Here is an 18523-nt window from a genome sequence, read left to right on the forward strand (position 1 = left end):
CGGACGGTGAGCACTGCCGGACGGTGAGCCGGTCCGGGCGGTGAGCCGGGACGACGCCGGCCGGGCACCCCGCGGATGCCCGGCCGGTACGGAAGCCCGTCGTCGGTCAGCTCACGAACTCCACCTTGGCCGCGGCGAGCGCCTTGATCACCTCGGTCGACTCGGCGAAGCCGATGACCAGTACGGCGTCGGCGCCATAGTTCCTGATCTCCTCGGCGCCGGCGGTGAAGTTGACCGGTGGGGCCTTCGAGTCGGCCGGCGGGTCGTAGGTCAGCAGCTTCACCCGGTCGCCGCCGACACCCACCCGTTCCAGCTCGGAGCGGACGTTGCCCTGCAGACCCTCGCCATAGGAGTCCTTCCGGGCCACGATGGCGATCTTCTTCGGCCCGTCCCGCAGGATCACGTCGGCCAGGGCCCGGCCCTGCAGGATGTCCGACGGGGCGGTCCGGAAGTAGAGACCCTTGTCCTCGACCGTGCTGAGCCCGGCGTCCGTGTTGGACGGGGAGAACATGATCAGACCGGCGGCCACCACGTCCGGCAGCACCGCCCGGCTGATGCCGGACGCGGCGGCACCGATGATCACGCTGACCCCGGCGCCGACGTGCTTCGCGACGGTCGCCTTCGCGACCGCCGGGTTGGTACCGTCGTCGCCGTCGACCCACTGCACCGGATCGCCCAGTGCGCCGCCCGCGGCGTTGATGTCCTTGATCGCCAGGTCGGCGGCGGTCTTCATCGGCGGGTAGGCGAACGCCAGGTCGCCGGTCTGCGGCAGCAGCCCACCGATCTTCAGCGGTGAGCCGTCCTTCTTGTCGTTCTTGCCGCCCTGCTGCTTCTTGGCCGGCGGCGGAGCCTTCTTGCTGGCGGCGGACTCGTCACCGGCCCCGACGAACTCGGTCTTGCCGTCGTCGATCTGCCCGTTCAGGTTGAAGTGCAGGGTGGCGTAGCTGGCCGTGGACGGCTCGCCGGCGTCGGTGAAGCCACCCCGGGTGAGGGACGGCCCGCGGTACTCGATGTCGACGCCCTCCCGGGCCAGCTCCAGGCACGTCGCCGCGCTCTCGCAGCGCTCACCGCCGTTGGTGACCCCGTCGATCTGGGCGGCGATGTCCGCCGGCGCGGTCGAGCCGGCCAACTGTGCCGCGAGCGCGCTGATCACGACGGCGTCGTAGGTCTCGCCCGCGTACAGGTAGTCGGTGAGCTTGTTGTTGAGCGCCACCATCCGACTCTTGAAGCTCTGGGGCAGCTGGGTGAGCGGGATCGTCCCCTTCATGCCGTTCAGCAGGCCGGCCTGGTCCTTCAACTCCTTACCGAAGCCGTTCTGCATGTTGCCGTCGCTGCCGTAGAGCCGCACCGCGATGGGTGTTTCCGGCTGCGCCGTGTCGTTACCGCAGGCACTGACGGTGAACAGCAGCGCCGTGCAGGCGGCCAGTGCAACGCCGCGCGGGCCGCGTGATACGAGCATGGGGTCTGTCCTCTCTCCCCGAGGGTCCGTGCGCACCCTAACGTGCCGGCCCTCACCCTGGCGATGGCCGGGCCGCTGTTCAGGGCCGTACGACCGGTTCAGGGCCAGGTCAGGACGGATCCGCGGACTTTGAGATGTCTCTTGACCTGGCGGCATACGCTCTGGCACGTGACGGACGTTCCGCAGCAGATCCTCGACGACGCGACCGCGGTGTTGCACTGTGCGCTGGCCGGTGACAGCGACGCGGTGGTCGACACCTTCGACGCCGTCCTCGACCGGTCGGGCATGGTGGGGGCGTACGACGTCGCCTGGTGCCTGGCCGCAGCGATGGTCGGCGACAACGCCTCCCGGGGTGGTTGCACACTGGACTTTCCGGGAATCGACGAGGCCGACTACGACGCGCGGTGGGTGGCCCGCTTCGTCAGCGCGTACGCCAACTCCGACGTCGACACCGCCGAGGCGTTGTTCGGTGCGGCCCTGGCCGACGGGCAACTGCCCGACTGTCTGCTGACCCTCGCCGGCTCGGCGGTGGCGACGCTGCGCAACCGCCGGACGTGACCCGGCGGCTCTCCCGCGTGGCCGGCGGGACAATTCGCGATCGCGGCGGCCCGGCCGGGCGGGGCGCTGCCGCCGAGCGTAGGCCAGGTGTGATAGCTCTGTCGGCATGTCCGACGCGATCCTGAGTAAGGTCCGCAAACTGCTGGCCAAGGCCGAGGACCCGGCCTGTACGCCGGCCGAGGCCGAGGCGTTCACCGCCAAGGCGACCGAGCTGATCGCGCGGTACGGGGTCGACCGGGCGCTGCTGGCGGCCCGGGAACCGACCAGCGACCCGATCGGCGACCGGGTGATCGACGTGGTCGCACCGTACGCACTGGACAAGACCGGCCTGCTCGCCGGGATCGCCGACGCGCTGCGCTGCCGGTCGGTCCGCCGGCGCGACGGCTCGGGATTCGCCGTGCACCTGTTCGGCTTCGCGAGCGACCTCGAACGGGTCGAGTTGTTGTTCACCTCGTTGCTGGTCCAGGCCGCGCACGGGATCGCCGGCACACCGGTGCCTTCGGGCGAGCACCCGGCGGCGTTCCGGCGGTCGTGGCTGGCCGGCTTCGCCGCCGCGGTGGCCCACCGGCTGCGGGCCGCCGAGGCAGCGGCGGCGGATTCGGCGGGTACGGCCCCGTCGACCGGCGTCCCGTCGGTGGCCCTGGTCCTCGCCGACCGGTCGGACCGGGTCGATCGCCGGGTGGCCGAGGTCTACCCGCGGCTGCGCACCGCCGGCCCGCGCCGGCTGCTCGGGCGGGGCCTGGGGCTGGGCGCCGCCGCGGGCCGCCGCGCCGATCTGGGCGGTACCGGCCTGCGGACCGGCCGAGCCACCCCGCTGACCGGGGGTTGACCTGGACCGGAGTCGACGTCCTAGCCTGCGCCCATGGTCACCCTGAGCGGCGCCGCGCCGCACATCCGGATCGCCCGCCCGTCCCGCGACCTCGCCGCCGCCGAACGGTTCTGGTCCGACGGCCTCGGATTGGACGTGTTGTTCCGCGCATCCGCCGACGGGCCCGGCGAACACGACCTGCTCATGCTGGGCTGGCGGGACGCCGGGTGGCATCTCGAACTGGTCGGTGGCCGGCAGCTCACCGCCGAACCCAGTCCCACCGCCGAGGATCTTCTCGTCGTGTACCTCGACGCTCCGGTGGACGGGCAGCTCGTGGCCCGGCTCGAACGGGCCGGTGGCACCCTGGTCTCGGGCGGTCCGTACTGGGACCGATGGGGTGTCACCCTGGCCGACCCGGACGGGTACCGGTTGGTGCTGAGCACCCGCGGCTGGACCAACGCGCCCTGACCGTACCGGGCGTGGCGCCGCCCCGACCGGCGGTCCGGCGGTGGCGAGTTCGAGCCCACAGCGAAGACGTAGAGCCACTACGTTTTCGCTGTGGGCCCGAAACAGTGACGTCAGCCGGCGGCGCCGCTGGCGTCAGCCGCCGGCCGCGGTGTTCCGCAGCATGGTGCGAATCCACGCCTGCGCGGTGTGCCGGGGTACGTCGTAGTGCGCGGCCACCGCCGTGGCGTTACCGACCCGCTGGTACACCGGCGCCAGGTCGGCCGGTGCCCGCCGGTACGCCCGCTGCTGCCCGCTGGCCGGGGCGGCCTTCTCGGCGGCGCCGGCCTTCCGAGCCGTGGCCGACCGTCCGGTCGTCGCCAGCTTGCTGGTGGCCTTCTTCCGGGCGGGCGCCACCTTGGTCGCGGCGGCCGGCCCGGCGGCGGCCTTCCTGGCCGGGGCGGTCTCGACCTTCTTGATCGGTCCGGTCTTCTTGGTCGCGGCGGTCTCGGCCTTCTTGGTCGGTCCGGCCTTCGCGACCACGGCGGTTCCCGCCTTCTTGGCCACGGCGGTCTTCCTGGCCGGCCCGGCCTTTGGCGCCGGCCCGGCCTTCCTGGCTACGGCGGTCTTGGCCGCAGCGGTCTTCTTGGCCGGGGCCTTTGTGGTCTTCGCCGGCCGGGTGCCGGTGGCCTTCGTCGCGGTGCCCGGCCTACGTGTGGTCGGACTGGCCGCGCCGCCCGCCTTCCTGGCCGTGCGCTTCGTAACGGCGGCCTTCGTGGCCTTCTCCGCGCTTGCCTTCGCTGCCTTCGTGGTACTCGCCTTCGCTGCGCTCGCCTTCGCTGGCTTCACGGCGCTGGCGTCGGCAGCCTTCGCCGCGCTCGCCCTCGTGGCCTTGCCGGCATTTGCCTTCGTGGACCTGGCCGCTGTCGGTGCGGTGTTCTTCGAGCCGGTGTTCTTCCTGGTAGCGGCCCTCGGCGCGGCGGCCTTTGGAGCGGTCGCCTTCGCCGCCCGCGCCGAACCGACCCTCCTGGTGGCCGCCTTGGTGGGCACCGTCACCGCGGCCTCGACCGGGTCGCTGCCGGTCACCGCGGCCTCGACCGGCGCGGCCTCGACCGACGCCGCCGCGTGCGCCGGGGCCTCGACCGGCAGGGCTTCGGTGGGCCGCGGAGCGACGCGCTCGTCGTCGACGGCGTCCACGGACTCGATCGCGGCATCGGCGGCGTCGACGGACCGGGCGGGACCGTCGACCGGGTCGACGGTGGCCTGGATCGGTTGGCCGTCCTCGGAACGGGGCGCACCGGCGAGTTCGTGCTGGACGGGGGACGCCGGGATGACCGCCCGCAGCAACTGGTTGAGGTCGACGGCCGGGAGTTGGTTCACGCCCAGGCCCTCGCCGTCACCGGCGCGGACCAGCAGCTCGGTGATCCGGGTGCCGGTGTCGGTGCTTTCCACCCGTAGCGTGGTGGTGGCCTGACTGGAATCGTCGGGAGCGATGGTGATGGTGTAGGAACTCACGGGGTTTCCGCCTTACGTGTGTCGCCGTCGCCCGGTGACCAGCCCCGCCGAGGTCATGTCGGAATGACGGACATGAGGATGTCGGGCCAACATACCCGCAGGTCAACTCATTTTTCAAAATCTGGATACGGCGTCCACTCCGGACCGGCCGGACCGACTCGCGGATCGGTGCGCCTCGGCGTCCGTCTACACCGGACGATTGTCGTCCGGCAATCGGCGGCGTCCGGCGAAGCCGGGATCCGGGCGGTGGTACCAGGACAGTTCCGGATCGCCCTCCAGCCAGCAGAGCAGCACCGGCGAGCCGTCGAGTTCGGCGGGGAAGTCGACCAGCAGCGGGGCGAGTCCCCGCAACTCGGCTCCGGTCTGCTGGACCAGGGTCATCAGCTCGTCCAGCCGCGCCTGCGCGGCCTTCCACTCGGGCACGCCGCCGAGCGCCGTCGGTGGTCCGCCGGGTCGCAGGGCCGCCGCCAGCTCCGCCGCGTCGGCACGGACCGCGACGATCCGGTCCAGCACCGGCCGGAGCCGGTCCAACTCCGCGCGCGCCTGCGCCGTCGTGAACAGTCCCACCGGCCCAGCCTGCCATCCCCGAGGGCGGGCTGGGCCGGTGGGCGGGACATCGTCAGTTCCGGGCCAGGCCGGCACTCGGCCTCTCGTCGGGTACCGGTCGGTCCGGTGCGACCCGGCGCCGGGTGGTCCGGCCGGCTCGCCAGACGAACAGCGCCGCACCGATCGCCGCCACGGTGCAGGGGGTCAGAGCAGGCGCGGTGCGACGTCGTAGACGAATGCGCCGACCGGCGGTGCCAGGATGGTGCCGCTGGTGAGGTAGAGAAAGAGGAAGAATCCGATGAAGGAGCCGGCGGCGTTGACGAACCGGCCGGCGGCGAGGATCCAGACGACCCGAGGGGCAGCGGCACTGACTCGCGTGAATCTCCCCATGGCGGGAGGTTAGTGGTACCTCCCGCCGCTGGCCAGAGCCCCGATCAGCCGGGTCGACCGGCCAGTGCCGGCTCCGGCTCCGCGTCTGCCGGCTCGACGTCGTCGGACTCCTGCAGCCCGGCGCGCTGTTGGAGGCGCTTGAGCGGGCCGGGTGCCCACCAGACCGCGTCGCCGAGCAGCCGCATCACCGCCGGCACCAGCAGCATCCGGACCACGGTGGCGTCCAGCAGCAGCGCGATGATCATGCCGACGCCGATGAACCGCATCATCGCCACGGTGGCGAAGGCGAAGGCGCCGGTGACCACGATGAGCAGCAACGCGGCGGCGCTGATCACCCGGCCGGTGCGACCCAGCCCGGTGGTCACCGCCTCGGCGGTGGTCGCGCCCTTGGCCCGGGCCTCGACCATCCGGGACAGCAGGAACACCTCGTAGTCGGTGGACAACCCGAAGACCAGGGCGGCCATCAGGATGACGATGCCGATCTCCAGCGGTGCCGGGGTGACGCCGAGCAGGCCGGACGCGTGGCCCTCCTGGAACATCCAGACCAGGAGCCCGAACGTCGCGGAGAGGCTCAGCGCGCTCATCAGCACCGCCTTGACCGGCAGCAGGATCGAGCCGAAGGCCAGGAACATCAGCAGCAGGGTCGCGCCGACCAGCAGCGACACCATCAGTGGCAACCGGTCGACGGTGGCGGTCAGGCTGTCCACGTTCCGGGCGGTGGTGCCGCCGACCAGCAGTTCGGTCCCGGCCGGCGGGTCGAGGGCGCGGATGTCCTCGACCGTGGTGCGGGCCGCGTCGGCGAGCGGGTCGGTGCCGGTCAGGGTGGCGGTGAAGGCGACCACGTCGCCCCCGGCGCCGGCCGGCGTGACGTCGGCGACGCCGCCGACGCCCTTCACCCGGGCCGCGAACGCCTGCGCGGCGGCCCGGTCCGGGGCGCCGCCGCCGGTGCCGCGCAACACCACCTGTACGCCGGTGCCGCTCATCGCGGGGAAGTCCGCCTTGAGGGTCTCGATCGCCTGCCGGGCGGGGTCGCTCTTGGGCAGCACCCGTTGGTCCACCTCGCCGAACCGGACCTGGCCGATCGGCAGGGCGAGCAGCACCAGGCCGGCCACGATCGGGGCGGCCACCAGGATCGGGCGGCGCATGGTGAACCGGGCCAGCCGGGCCCAGCCGCCGGTGACCGGACCGGCCACCTGACCGACCGGGCGGCGACGGCGTACCGAGAGCTTGTCGATGCGCGGGCCGAGGATGCCGAGCAGAGCCGGCAGCAGGGTCAGCGAGATGATCGCGGCCAGCGCCACGGCGGCCATTCCGCCGTACGACAGTGACTTGAGGAAGCCCTGCCGGAACAGCAGCAGGCCGGCGAGCGCGATGATCAGCAGGGTGGCGGAGAACGCCACGGTCCGGCCGGCGGTGGCCACCGTGTTGCGGACCGCCGCCTCCCGGGACCGGCCGGCCGCCAACTCCTCGCGGAATCGGCCCACCATGAACAGCCCGTAGTCGATCGCCATGCCGAGGCCGAGCAGGCTGGCCACGTTGACGGCGAACGAGTTGACGTTGGTGGTCAGGGCGATCGCGTGCAGCACGCCGAGCGAGCCGAACACCGCCAGGCCGCCGACCAGCACCGGCAGGGCCGCCGACACCAGGGAACCGAAGATCACCACGAGCAGGACCAGCACCACCGGCAGGGAGACCGCCTCGGCCCGGGTCAGGTCGGTCTTGGAGCGCTGCGAGGTGGAGTCCTGCAACGCGGCGCTGCCGGCCATCTCGGTGTCCACCCCGGCCACCGACAGCCGGTCCTTGATCTCCCGGTACGACGTCAGCTTGTCGCCGTCGTCGGCCCCGGTCAGGTTGACCACGGCGATGGCGCTGCGCTTGTCCGGCGTACTGAACTGCGGGGCCTTGGTCCGCCAGTACGAGTTGACGCTGCGCACCGCGTCGGGCGGCAGGGCGGCGAGGCTGGCGTCGACCTTGGCGGCCAGCGCCGGGTCGTCCACGGTGCCGGTCTGCGGCGTGTAGATGACCACCAGGTCGCCGCCCTGCGGACCGAGCGCGGCCTGTACCGCGGCGGCGGCCTTGCTGGACTGGCTGCCCGGATCCTCGTAGCCGCCCTCGGTCAACTGGCCGAAGACCCCGAGTCCCCACAACCCCGCGGCCACGATGGCCGTGGTGAGCACCGCGAGAATGCCCCATCGCAGGCGGAAGGCAAGAGATCCCCAGGAAGCGAACACGCCAGGTCCCTTGGTCGTGGTGATTTCGGGTCACCAAGTGGCTTCTGGCAGCGACTGCCGGAAGTGAACGATGTTCACTAACACAGTAGGGCCAACCCGCCGGCCCGCCGTCCGGTGGTGGCCCCGGGTGAGTGAACTAACAATCCGGCGCGGCGATCAGGACGGGTCGAACCGGGACAAGGTGAACGCCGTCAGGAATCCCGCGCCCGAACGTCGATTGGCCGATCATGGCCGCATCGCGCCCGCCGGGGTGACAACCTCGAAGCAGAGGGGACTTCCGGCAGGAAGGGCGGACGGCATGGGCGGGCGGACCTTCGTGGTGGACGGCGGGACCAGCGGCTTGGGGCTCGAGGTGGCCCGCCTGCTCGCCCGGGAGTACCGGACAGTGGTGCTCGGCGACGTGCCGGAGGAGGTGGCGCTCACCGCCGACGCGCTGGACTGCGAGGGGCAGGTCTGCGACGTCTCGCAACCCGACCAGATCGCCCGGGTGCTCGGCGGCGTACGGGCCCGCTACGGCGTGATCGACGGGCTGGCGCACTGCGCCGGTGTCTGGGCCGGCGGGGCATTGCAGGACAACTCGCCGGAGACCATCCAACGTACCGTGACGGTGAACGTGCTGGGCACCGCGTACTTCCTGCACGAGGCGATCGCGCTGCTGCGCGACCAGGGCCGGGGCAACCTGGTTTACATCGGCGCCATCGCCACCGAGATCCCCCGGCCCGGCATCCCGCTCTACCGGGCCACCAAGAGCTTCGGCAGCAGCCTGGTCGAGTCGCTGGCCGAGGCGCAGGGGTCGAACAGCATCAAGGTGATGGAGATCCACCCCGGTCCGATGCACACCCGGCTGCAGGAGCGGGTGGGCGCCGAGTTCCTCGACCAGGTCTACGCGCTGCCGGAGCAGGTGGCGCCCGAGGTGGTACGGCTGTTGACGCTTCAGCCCGAGGATCTGTACGTCTCGGGGCAGAAGGTGCTGCGCGCCGACGGCAGATGGTAAGCGCCGGACCGGCCGCCGCCGAGCCGCCACCCTCGGCCTGGGCGCCGTTGCGGGTGGCCGCGTACCGCAGTCTCTGGTTGGCGATGCTGGCGGCGAACCTGGGCACCTGGATGCAGACCGTCGGCGCCCAGTGGCTGCTGATCAACGAGCCGGGCGCGTCCACCCTGGTGGCCCTGGTGCAGACCGCCAGCATGCTGCCCATCCTGCTGCTCGCCCTGCCGGCCGGTGCGCTGGCCGACACCTTCGACCGGCGGCACCTGCTGATCGTGGTCCAGCTCTTCGTGGCCGGGGTGGCCGTCCTGCTGACCCTGCTGACCGCGGCCGGCCGGATGCCGCCGGCCCTGCTGCTCACCCTGACCTTCGCGTTCGGCGTCGGGCAGGCGTTGACCCTGCCCGCCTGGGCTGCGGTGATCCCGGACCTGGTGCCCCGGTCGCAGTTGCAGTCCGCCTCGGCGCTCGGCGCGATCAGCGTCAACGCCGCCCGGTCGATCGGCCCGGCGGTGGCCGGCGTGCTGATCGCCCGTACCGGGGTGCCGGTGGTTTTCGCGCTGAACGCGGTGGCCTTCGTGATCTTCGCGGTGGCGCTGTGGCGGTGGCGGCCCGCCACCGCCGAGGCGGCCGGCGTGCCGGAGCGGTTCACCGCCGCGCTGCGGGCCGGTGGCCGGTACGTCCGGCACTCGCCGACGGTCCAGCGCCTGCTGCTGCGGGCGCTGGTCTTCATCCTGCCGGCCAGCGCGCTGTGGGCCCTGCTGCCGTTGATCGCCAACAAGCGACTGGGCCTGGGCTCCGGCGGGTACGGCGTCCTGCTCGGCGCGCTGGGCGTCGGCGCCATCGTCGGCGGGTTGCTGCTGCCGACCGTACGGGCGAAGCTGTCACCCACCTGGTTCGTGCTCCTGGCCGGCGTCCTGTACGGCCTGGCGATGCTGGTCGTCGCCCTGGTGCGCAGCGAGGCGCTGGTCCTGCTGGCGCTGGTGCCGGCCGGCGCGGCCTGGGTGACCACGCTGTCCAACCTGAACGCCGAGATCCAGCTCTTCCTGCCCGGTTGGGTACGCGCCCGCGGGCTCGCCGTCTACCAGGTCGTCTTCGCCGGTAGCCAGGCGATCGGCGCGCTGGTCTGGGGGGTGGTGGCGGACCTGGCCGGCCTGGTCGTCGCGCACCTGGTCGCGGCGGCGCTGATGGTGGTGGGCGCGTTGACCGCGTGGCTGTGGCCGCTGCCCGACCTGCGCAGCGTGGAACGGGACCCGGCCACCTTCTGGCCGGACCTGCAGGTGGTGCACGAACCGGACCCCACCGTCGGCCCGATCCTGGTCACCATCACCTTCACCGTGCCGCCCGAACGGCAGGAGGAGTTCGTGGCGGCGATGGAGGCGGTCCGGGCGGCCCGGCAGCGGACCGGCGCGATGCGCTGGGGCCTGTTCCGCAAGGGCGAGGCGCCGGACTGCTTCGTCGAGGTCTATCAGGTCCCGTCCTGGGACGAGCACCTGCGCCAGCACCGGGGCCGGCTGACCAGGGCTGACCAGGTGGCGGAGGAACGGGCCTGGACGCTGGCCTCCGGCACCCCCGAGGTCAACCATCTCGTCCCGGCCGAGGCCGCCCCGTAGCCGGCCCACCGGTGCGGGCTCAGGGGCAGCGTCCGCCCCGGCCACCGCGTCCGGCTCGTCCGCCGCCGGGTGGCCGGCCGCGTCGGCCGGGGCGGCGGCCCTAAGGCATCCGATCCGTCGATGTCAGCCCTTGGACACGTTGAGTAGTGTGCTAGCTGCGTCTGGTAAGTCGTCGCGAAGGGACGCGATCAGACCAGCCCAGCTGGCCACGAATGGAGAACGGATGAACGCCTCCCACTCGTACAGCATGATCGACATTTCGGGACCGATCCATCCGCGTATGTGGCACTACCCGGATCCCTATTTCGCGCCCGAGATCTTCGATCTTCCTCCCGTTGCGTGGCTACCCGAACCGATCTATTCCGAAGCGGTGCGCATGCCGTTGCAGACCGGCACCTATATAGAGACGGCAGCGCATGTACGTCCGGACGGTATGCGGTTCGACCATGTCCCGCTGGAGCGCACGGTGCTGTTGCCCGTCGTCTGCGTACAGGTGCCGAAAGGGCCGGCGGAAGCGGTGGGAGCAGATGAGGTCCGTGCGGTGCTCGCCGGCATCGGACCAGGTCCCTGGGAGGGGTACGGGCTACTGATTTCGACCGGCTGGGACACCCACTGGGACGAGCCGGACTACCTGGACGCCTGCCCGTACTTCGACGACGACGTCATCGACGAGGCCCTTGCTCAGCGCTTCAGCCTGCTCGGCGGTGACACCCCACGTTTCGAGAACCCGGCTGCGCCGTCGGGGCATCTGCGGAGATTCTTCCAGGCGGACGCGTTGTTGCTGGCGCCGTTGGCCAACCTCGGAGCGGTCGGCTCGACCCGCGGTCATCTGATCGCGGCACCATTGCCGATCCGGGGGATCTCGGCGTCCCCAGTGCGTGCCGTCTGGGTGCGAGGACTCGACTCGTGAACCGAGACCGGATGCCCAGACCTCGCCGGACCGTAGGCTCCCCGCGCGCTCTCGGCTGGCTGTCGACCCCGGACAACCTCACGTCGCCCCGGGTTCGCCTCGGCTGGCACATCGCCGGCTGGATCGTCCTGGCGGCTGTCGTGGCCTTCGCCGCCGGGCTGCTGCTGTGGTGGGAGATCGGTGCACCGGCCTTCCGGGGCGGCGAGGCCGTTCCCTTACAGGATCGGCTTGAGCTGACCAAGATCTCGCTCGCGGTGACAGGTGGGGTCGGCGGCATCGTGGCCCTTGTGGTCGCGTACCGCAAGCAGCATTTCAGCGAGATGGAGGAGCAGCGGGAGAAGGTCAAGCTGAGCATGGAGCGCTTCTCGACCGCAGCGCGGCAGCTCGGCGACCCGGCCGCCGCGGTACGTCTGGCCGGTGCATACGCGATGGCGTCACTGGCGGACGACTGGCCGGCGGGCAGACAGACCTGCGTTGACGTGTTGTGCGCATACCTGCGGATGTTCTATGCCGTCGACCCTCCCGACCAGCCCGACATGCAGGCGGCATGGCATGGTGAGCGGCAGGTCCGCCAGACGATCATCAGATTGATCTCATCGCACCTGCGTCGCAACGCGCGTGTCGGCTGGTGGGGCCACGACCTCGACTTCACCGGGGCGGTGTTCGACGACGGCGAGTTCGACGGCGCGGTGTTCAGTGCCGGCCGGGTCTGTTTCCGCAACGCGCGATTTACCGGCGGTTACCTGTCACTGCGTGACGTGACCATGTCCGGTGCTTATGTGTCGTTTCAGGATGCGCAGTTCGTCGACTGTGTGGTCACCTTCGCCGGCGCCGCGGTGACCGCCGGGACGCTGTCGTTCGACGGTGCGGAGTTCGCCAGCGGCGAAGTCGCGTTTACCGACGTGACATTTACCGGCGGTGCTGTCGATTTCGGCGCGATCTTCTGCGGGTCGTCGGTCACCTTCACCGGCGCCCGCCTCGTCGCGGGGCCGCTGGACTTCGCAAACGCGCATTTCCAGAGTGGAACTGTCGATCTTCGCCATATCCACAGCGAGCGATCGGTCGCGTTGCCCGGCACGCTGCCCGCGAACTCGGCGGTGCTGCTCCTGCCGGACTCCGCTACCGGAGACGATCGATCCAGAGCGGCGATAGCCGGCTTCCGCCCGATGACGTAGGGTGCGCTTGAGGTCACGTAGCGCTGGAAAGGTCTCTGATGGACTCGTCGTCGGCCTCCGGTGGCGCTCGGGAGCCCGTACCGGACCCCGGTGGCGCCCAGTCGCCGAAGGAGTTCGGGCAGGCTCTGCGGACGCTGCGGGAACGATGGGCGAAGCTGGCCATCGACCGCATGCGCGATCCCCGCTCGAAGCAGTGCTGGAAGGAGCTACGCCGTGAGTCCATCCAGGCATTCGAATGCGGGATCCGGCAGCCCGCTACGGAAGCAGAGGTGTACGAATTCATTCGCTGCTTCGTCTGCGCGTGTCTCCGCGGCGAGCCGGAGGTCGAGGTGAGTGCTCAGGTCACCCGATGGCAGAACGCCTGGCGGCAGATTGCGCAGTTACCCACACCCATCACCCGGCCGCACGTGCCGCATGAGGTGCCCGCGCCGTCCGCCCGGGTGTTCGCCGGCCGAACCGCCGAACTGGCGACGCTCGAACAACTCCTGCCCGGCGCCCCGGGCGGGTTCCTCTCGGTCGTCATCACCGGGACCGCCGGCATCGGCAAGACCACTCTGGCTCTCTACTGGGCGCATCTTGCCGCCCGCTGGTTCCCTGATGGTCAGCTGTATGTCGACCTGCACGGCTACGGTGACGCGGCCGAGCCGCTCACGCCCGCCGCGGCCTTGAGCCAACTCCTACGCAGCCTCGACGTTCCAGACGAGGAGATCCCGACCGGTCAGGCGGAACTCGAGGTGCGGTTCCGCACCGAAACAGCGGACCGCCAGCTGCTGCTCATCCTCGACAACGCCCGCGATGCCAGCCACGTACGCTCGTTGCTGCCCGGCGTTTCCAACAGCCGGGCGATCATCACCAGTCGACGCGTCCTGCCCGGGCTGGGCGCGCACCTGTTGCAACTCGGGCTCCTGGACCGAGAGGACGCGGCTTCGCTGCTGACCGGAACCATCGGTGTCCAACGTGCGGCCGCCGAGCCGGAAGCGGTGGTGGCGCTCGCCGACCTCTGCGCACGCCTTCCGCTGGCGTTGTCCGTCGCCGGTGACGGCCTGGCCGCCAGGCCTGCGATTCCCGTCTCCGACGCGGTCGCCGAGCTCGCCGACGAACGCGAACGGCTAGATGGTCTCGCCGCCGGCGACCACGCCGACATCCGGCGGGTCCTGGACTGGTCATTCGGGTCACTGGCCCCCGAGCAGGCACAACTGTTGACCCTGCTCGGTCTGCACGAGGCTCCGGAGCTGAGCAGCACCATCGCGGCCGTCATCGCCCGAGTTCACCCGGCGACGGCCCGTCGATTGCTGCGCGGCCTCGTTGACGCGAGTATGATCGAACAACTGCCAGGCGGTCGGTTCCGTTTCCACGACCTGCTGCGCATCTACGCCGGTGAACTTGCCGAGCGGCACATCGACGCTGACGAGCGCAACGCGGCGGTACGCGGGCTGCTGCAGTGGTATCTTGCCGCCGCTGACACTACGGATCGTCTGTTCGCCCCGGAGCGGCGACGGGTTCCGGTCCAGGTTGACCAGGACATCCCCCTCCCGGCGATGACCAACGCGACCGACGCGTTCGCGTGGTGCGACACCGAGCGTCCAAACTTCATCCCGATCGCGCGCCAAGCCGTCCGGCACGGCTTCGACGACGTTGCCTGGCAACTGGCCGCCACCCTCGGCGAATACTTTTACCTGCGCAATCGGTGGTCGGAGCTGCTCGCCGTCCACGAGGTCGTCCTGCCGTCCGCGCAACGCCTCGGCGGCCAAGCCGAGTGCTGGATTCTCATCAACCTGGGACTGGCATGCGTCGAGGCCGACCGACCGTTGGACGCGATCACATACTGCGCACAGGCCATCGCCGCCACCCAGCGTGAGCACGATTTCTTCGGCGAAGCCCTCGCCGGCAACAACCTCGGGCTGGCATATCTGAAGCTGCATCGCTGGGACGAGGCGAAGGACGCGCTCGATCGCTCGCTCACCCTCTTCCGTGAGATCGACGTGAAGTGGGGAGAAGCCCATGCCCTTCGCAACCTGGGCCGCGTCCAGTCGGCGCGTGGCCAGTGGCAGGAGGCTGTCGATCTGTTGACCCGGGCCGGTGTGCTGCATCGCGAGACGGGCAACCGGGCGGTCGAGGGATGGGCGCTACACGACGTTGGGCTGGCGCATGCTGCGGCCGGCGACTGGTCAAGCGCCGTGGCCACCTATCGCGAATCACTCACCCTGCACGATGAAGTCGGCGACCGGCTCGCAGCCGCGATCACGTTGGACGACATGGGTACGGCGCTTCAGCGGCTCGGCGAGTCCACCGAAGCGGTCCACCGATGGCAGCAGGCGTTGGCCATCTTCGAGACGCTTGCCCACCCTCGGGCGACCGGCGTACGTGAGCGGCTCGGCACCTGACGCCAGCCGCGCTGGTCGACAGGCCGTTCACCGGCGCTGGAGCCAGTGAAGCTCGCTGGTCGCCGACGCCGCCCGGCGGGCTCGACGCGTCCAGCCGACCTCGGCCACCGGATTCCGTGCCGGGTCATGGGAATCCCACGGAAGTCAGGGCCAGGGTGACCAGGGTGCCGAGGGCCAGGAACGGACCGAACGGCAGGTGGCCGGACCAGCGCACCCGGCCCGCCGCCAGTAGCACCACGGCGCACACCGCCGCCCCGAGGAAGGCCAGCAGCAGGCCGAACAGCACGGCGCCCCAACCGAGCCAGCCCAGCACGGCCACCGCGCCGAGGGCCAGCTTGGCGTCGCCCAGGCCGAAGCCCCGGCGGCCGAGCAGCAGGGTCGAACCGGCGAACAGCAGCGCGACCGCCCACGCGGCGAGCAGCGCGCGCACCCAGGCGGGACCGTCCCCGGCGACGGTCGCCGCGACGCCGAGCAGCGCCCAGGTGCCGACCGCCGCCGGCCAGGTGAGCCGGTCCGGCAGCCGGTGTACGGCGAGGTCGACGAAGGCCAGCGGCACCGCGCACACCGCCCACCAGGCGAAGGCGACCGTCTCGGCGACCGGTCGCCCGGCCAGGGCCACCGCCCCGAGGGCCGCCACCAGCGCCAGCTCGACGGTGAACGGCGGCGCCCCGACCCGGCCGCCGCAGTGCCCGCACCGGGCCAGCGGCGACAGGGGGGATCGGAGGCTCGACCCGATCGGTGTCCCGCAATCGGGGCAGCCCGATCGCCGGGCCGTCCCGGCCGGCACCGACCAGGCGGCGACCAACCGGCGCAGCACGGGGGTGACCGCCAGTGCAGCCAGGCCGGGTGCCGGCCGGACCGGTGCCGGCCGGGTGGGCGGGGGCGGTACGGATTCGACGTCGGACATCGGACCTTCCGAGGGGTGGGCGCGGATCAGGAGATCAAAGCCGAATACTGTGAGTGACAAGCCTGCCGCAAGATGGCGGCGAGAATCCACGGTATGAAAGATTCGGATTCTTGACGGACGATTCGCCGGGCACGATTCGATCAATTGCCTGACCCGTCGTCGTCGGTCGGCCGGGATGCGGTCGGTCAATTGTGGAGGTCGGCCGCGTGACAGGGCCCGACTCCGTACCAAGATTCGCACGCCGAAAAGATGACGCATCCTTCATGACTCCGCCTTGATCAATTATGGGTGGAAATATCAATGGAGCGAGATCATCGAACGATCGTAACGGTGAGTACTGGCGAAAATTGCCCCCTGTCGCATTACCGGCGGTCAGCCTATGCTCGCCCCCTGGACGATGTACAACCGCCTTGAGCTGCTTGTGGTGACGGAAATGGGATCGGGCAGATCCTTCTCCGGAAGGGGAGGTCGTGCCGTTGCGAGCACAGCGTAGGTGCCGGCGCACAGCGGTCCCCGTCGCCATTCTGGCGCTCGGTCTCGGTGCCGGCTGTTCGACCCCACCCGGGCCGGACGACACGGCACCCGTCGCCGATGGCGCCGCCGACCGGTCCAACGTCGGACCGGCCGCCGACGCCGCCCGGAAATCGGCGCTCGACGCGTACGCCGGATATCTCGCCGCCTCCCGGGAAGCGGAAAGATCAGCCGATCCGCTGCACCCGGAACTCAAGAAATACCTCGCGGATCCGTTGCTCACCCGGGTCCGGCTCGCCATTCGCGACGCGAAGGAGCACGGTGCGATGCGTACCGGAACGCTCAGGTCCGACCCGACGGTGACCGAGGTCAACCTCGACGCCGTCCCCCCGACGGTGGCGATCCAGGACTGCCTCGACGCCACCGGCTACCGGCTGGTCTACCGCAAGACCAAGGCTGTGGTACCGGGCTCGGAGAACGGGCGGTTCCTGGCCACCGCCACGGCCACCCGCTACCCGGACGGTCGCTGGCTGATCAGCGCCGGCGCCGCGCACCCGGACCAGCCATGTTGATCCGGGCGGCCGTACTGGTGCTCCTGCTCGCCGTCGGCGTGGTCGGGCCGGCCGGCGCCGCGGCGGCCGACGGTCCGGGGGCGGACTGCCCGCCGGGACAGACCAACTGCGACGTCTGGGACGGCCGGCCCGGCACGCCGGGCAAGCCGGGGAACCCCGGCAACCCCGGCGGCGGTGGCGGCGGCAGCGCCGCCAAGTGCACCCGCGCCGGCCAGCCGGTGCCCTGCTACGACGAACTGCTCGGCTGGTTCAACCCCAGCGACGGCTGCTACTACAAGCTCGCCGAGCCGCAGCCGGCCGACGTGCCGCCGGGCAAGCAGATGTACCTGCGCAGCTGCGCGGGCGACGGGATCGGCTCCCAGGAGCCGGTCCTGCTGGACGGGCCGCCCGACGGGTTCGGCGCGCCGCCCGACCCGGGCGAGATCGCCGCCCGGCTGCTGGCCAGCATCACCCTGGAGGAACCGCCGGTGGGCATCGCGCCGCACGCCCGGGACGGCGCGGCCGGCCTGGTCGGCCTGCCGGTCTGGCTGTGGACCAGCGGCGACCGGGGGCACTGGGGGCCGATCAGCAGGAGCGCCAGCGACCGAGGGCTCACCGTGACCATCACCGCCGCCGTGGTCAAGGCCGTCTGGGACATGGGCAACGGCGACACGGTCGAGTGCGACAACCCCGGTACGAAGCACACCGGCCAGGCCGGCCGCTCACCGACCTGCGGCTACGACGGGTACGGCAGGGCCAGCGGCCCGGGCGGCTACCGGGTCACCGCCACCACCCACTGGCAGGTGACCTGGGTGACCGGCAGCGGGGTGACCGGCGGCTTCCCCGACATCACCCGGACCAGTCCCACCGTTCCGATCCGAATCACCGAACTCCAGGTGGTGACCCAGTGACCGTATCCACCACCCGTGCCGGCTCCGGGCCGGTCGACGCGCCGGTCGCGCCGCCCAAGGTCGTCCGGCAGCGACGGATGCGGCCCGGCCTGCTCGGGCTGGCCGTCCTGCTGGTCGCGCTCGGCGGCCTCGGCTCGGCGTTCGCCGTCGCGTCGGTCCGGGCCACCGGCAGCTATCTGGCCGTGGCCCGGGCCGTACCGGTCGGCACCGCGCTCACCGCCGACGACCTGTCCCGGGTGCAGGTGGCCGGCGGTCAGGGCCTCAGCCCGGTCAAGGCGGCCGACCTCGACAAGGTGATCGGCAAGCGCGCGGCGGTGGCGCTGGTCCCCGGCACGCTGCTGACCATGCGGCAGCTCACCGACAAGCCGCTGCTCGGCCCGGGCCAGCAGCAGGTCGCGGTGGGCCTCAAGCCGAGTCAGGTGCCGGCCCGGAAACTCAACCCGGGCGACCGGGTGCTGCTGATCAGCACCCCGCAGCGCAACGCCACCGGCGGCGGCAACGGCAGCACGACGAGCACCCGGTTCGACGGCGTCGTCATCGACGCGGTCAACCCGGACAAGACCAGTGTGGTGGTCTACGTCGCGCTCGCCGTGCGGGACGTGCCGGCCGTGGTGGCGCTCGCCGCGGACAATCGGCTCGCCGTCGTCCTCGTCGGATCGGCCTGACCG

The 18523-nt window shown here is 71.3% G+C and carries 17 protein-coding genes; 11 read left to right on the forward strand and 6 right to left on the reverse strand.

Going from position 1 to position 18523, the window contains the following annotated elements:
- Positions 1 to 106: 106 nt before the first annotated feature.
- Positions 107 to 1459, reverse strand: coding sequence for an ABC transporter substrate-binding protein (locus tag ACFOX0_RS27560; protein ID WP_377551364.1), 1353 nt, complete (start codon positions 1457 to 1459; stop codon positions 107 to 109).
- Positions 1460 to 1627: 168 nt separating this feature from the next.
- Here ACFOX0_RS27560 and ACFOX0_RS27565 point away from each other — a divergent pair, with 168 nt between their 5' ends.
- The 3 genes from ACFOX0_RS27565 to ACFOX0_RS27575 all read left to right on the forward strand — a co-directional run bounded on the left by ACFOX0_RS27565 (position 1628) and on the right by ACFOX0_RS27575 (position 3293).
- Positions 1628 to 2017: a hypothetical protein gene (locus ACFOX0_RS27565; protein WP_377551366.1), complete on the forward strand. Its 390-nt coding sequence runs from the start codon at positions 1628 to 1630 to the stop codon at positions 2015 to 2017.
- Between the two features lie 106 nt (positions 2018 to 2123).
- A complete protein-coding gene (locus ACFOX0_RS27570) occupies positions 2124 to 2846 on the forward strand; it encodes a DUF2786 domain-containing protein (protein ID WP_377551369.1) in 723 nt (240 codons plus the stop codon).
- A 33-nt stretch (positions 2847 to 2879) separates the two neighbouring features.
- A complete protein-coding gene (locus ACFOX0_RS27575) occupies positions 2880 to 3293 on the forward strand; it encodes a VOC family protein (protein ID WP_377551372.1) in 414 nt (137 codons plus the stop codon).
- 132 nt (positions 3294 to 3425) lie between these two features.
- Here ACFOX0_RS27575 and ACFOX0_RS27580 read toward each other — a convergent pair whose 3' ends face one another.
- The 4 genes from ACFOX0_RS27580 to ACFOX0_RS27595 all read right to left on the reverse strand — a co-directional run bounded on the left by ACFOX0_RS27580 (position 3426) and on the right by ACFOX0_RS27595 (position 7951).
- Positions 3426 to 4784 carry a hypothetical protein gene (locus tag ACFOX0_RS27580; protein WP_377551374.1) on the reverse strand — a complete coding sequence of 453 codons (1359 nt, stop codon included), beginning with the start codon at positions 4782 to 4784 and terminating at the stop codon, positions 3426 to 3428.
- Positions 4785 to 4970: 186 nt separating this feature from the next.
- Positions 4971 to 5351, reverse strand: coding sequence for a DUF2203 domain-containing protein (locus ACFOX0_RS27585; RefSeq protein WP_377551377.1), 381 nt, complete (start codon positions 5349 to 5351; stop codon positions 4971 to 4973).
- Positions 5352 to 5534: 183 nt separating this feature from the next.
- Positions 5535 to 5720 (reverse strand): hypothetical protein, encoded by a 186-nt coding sequence (locus ACFOX0_RS27590; RefSeq protein WP_377551380.1) that lies wholly within the window; start codon positions 5718 to 5720, stop codon positions 5535 to 5537.
- 44 nt (positions 5721 to 5764) lie between these two features.
- On the reverse strand, positions 5765 to 7951 hold the full coding sequence (locus ACFOX0_RS27595) for an MMPL family transporter (protein ID WP_377551382.1): 2187 nt from the start codon (positions 7949 to 7951) through the stop codon (positions 5765 to 5767).
- A gap of 298 nt (positions 7952 to 8249) precedes the next feature.
- Between ACFOX0_RS27595 and ACFOX0_RS27600 the strand changes: the two genes are divergently transcribed.
- The 5 genes from ACFOX0_RS27600 (at position 8250) to ACFOX0_RS27620 (ending at position 15015) form a co-directional block, all read left to right on the forward strand.
- A complete protein-coding gene (locus ACFOX0_RS27600; RefSeq protein WP_377551385.1) occupies positions 8250 to 8945 on the forward strand; it encodes an SDR family NAD(P)-dependent oxidoreductase in 696 nt (231 codons plus the stop codon).
- Positions 8939 to 10546 carry an MFS transporter gene (locus tag ACFOX0_RS27605; protein WP_377551387.1) on the forward strand — a complete coding sequence of 536 codons (1608 nt, stop codon included), beginning with the start codon at positions 8939 to 8941 and terminating at the stop codon, positions 10544 to 10546. The genes ACFOX0_RS27600 and ACFOX0_RS27605 overlap by 7 nt, the downstream gene beginning before the upstream one ends.
- A gap of 223 nt (positions 10547 to 10769) precedes the next feature.
- Positions 10770 to 11456 (forward strand): cyclase family protein, encoded by a 687-nt coding sequence (locus ACFOX0_RS27610; protein WP_377551389.1) that lies wholly within the window; start codon positions 10770 to 10772, stop codon positions 11454 to 11456.
- A complete protein-coding gene (locus ACFOX0_RS27615; RefSeq protein WP_377551391.1) occupies positions 11453 to 12631 on the forward strand; it encodes a hypothetical protein in 1179 nt (392 codons plus the stop codon). The genes ACFOX0_RS27610 and ACFOX0_RS27615 overlap by 4 nt, the downstream gene beginning before the upstream one ends.
- 38 nt (positions 12632 to 12669) lie before the next feature.
- Complete coding sequence (locus ACFOX0_RS27620) at positions 12670 to 15015, forward strand: ATP-binding protein (protein WP_377551394.1); 2346 nt, start codon at positions 12670 to 12672, stop codon at positions 15013 to 15015.
- A 124-nt stretch (positions 15016 to 15139) separates the two neighbouring features.
- Here ACFOX0_RS27620 and ACFOX0_RS27625 read toward each other — a convergent pair whose 3' ends face one another.
- Positions 15140 to 15922, reverse strand: coding sequence for a prepilin peptidase (locus ACFOX0_RS27625; RefSeq protein WP_377551396.1), 783 nt, complete (start codon positions 15920 to 15922; stop codon positions 15140 to 15142).
- A 476-nt stretch (positions 15923 to 16398) separates the two neighbouring features.
- Between ACFOX0_RS27625 and ACFOX0_RS27630 the strand changes: the two genes are divergently transcribed.
- From ACFOX0_RS27630 to ACFOX0_RS27640, 3 genes are read left to right on the forward strand one after another with little or no spacing between them, the layout of a single operon-like run.
- Positions 16399 to 16965, forward strand: a complete 567-nt coding sequence (locus ACFOX0_RS27630; RefSeq protein ID WP_377551399.1) for a hypothetical protein — start codon at positions 16399 to 16401, stop codon at positions 16963 to 16965.
- Entirely contained in the window at positions 16959 to 17855 is an 897-nt protein-coding gene (locus ACFOX0_RS27635; RefSeq protein WP_377551401.1) for a hypothetical protein, read from the forward strand. Before ACFOX0_RS27630 ends, ACFOX0_RS27635 begins: the two co-directional genes overlap by 7 nt.
- The gene (locus tag ACFOX0_RS27640) at positions 17852 to 18520 is read left to right on the forward strand and encodes an SAF domain-containing protein (RefSeq protein ID WP_377551404.1); all 669 of its coding nucleotides are present in this window, start codon (positions 17852 to 17854) and stop codon (positions 18518 to 18520) included. Before ACFOX0_RS27635 ends, ACFOX0_RS27640 begins: the two co-directional genes overlap by 4 nt.
- The last annotated feature ends 3 nt before the right edge of the window (positions 18521 to 18523 follow it).

It is taken from the genome of Micromonospora zhanjiangensis, assembly GCF_042650605.1.
Classification (GTDB): Bacteria; Actinomycetota; Actinomycetes; order Mycobacteriales; family Micromonosporaceae; genus Micromonospora_J; species Micromonospora_J zhanjiangensis.